Raw genomic sequence first — 498 nt, 5'->3', positions numbered from 1 at the left:
AACGCCTGCTTGGCCAACTCCCTGCATTTCGGAATGTCTGAGCGGGAGCGGATTCCGGCCCGGCAAATGATCGTTCCTTGTTCAAGCCGCCCCACTTCTTCCTCCTTAACGAGCAGAAATTTCCCTTGAGTGGCGGCGTGCATCACATCGCGGTATATTTCCCACTTTTTCTCATCAATATCACGAACATTGCATTTTGGCTGACAAGAACAGGAATGCGCAGGGCGGCCAAACAGCTCATCCTTGTATATGTCATACGCTTTTAACATGGCATTAGTGAAAATGGCTGTTTCGTTTAACTCCTTTATTTCTTGTTGAATATCCTGTCCATTCTCGCCCCACTCGAGCATCAATTCACTTAAATAAAGGACATAACTTTCCAAGTCTTTCTTGTTATTTTTAAATGTTTTCGTGGCTAGCGATTCATAAAAGAAACGATCCACACCCCGTGCCCTAATCCCAATATATTGGCCTAGTTTTCTAGCAAGAAACGCTCGT

At 45.0% G+C, this 498-nt stretch carries 1 protein-coding gene; it reads right to left on the bottom strand.

The window, feature by feature from the left end:
- A partial coding sequence (locus MKZ40_RS16900; protein WP_282627982.1) for a hypothetical protein occupies positions 1-443 on the bottom strand: 443 nt, incomplete at its 3' end.
- Positions 444-498: the final 55 nt, after the last annotated feature.

The organism is Cobetia sp. BMC6, assembly GCF_029991385.1.
In the GTDB taxonomy this organism is placed as follows: Bacteria; Pseudomonadota; Gammaproteobacteria; order Pseudomonadales; family Halomonadaceae; genus Cobetia.
The sequence above is the reverse complement of the archived record's forward strand: the minus strand, read 5'-3'. Positions and strand labels throughout refer to the sequence as shown.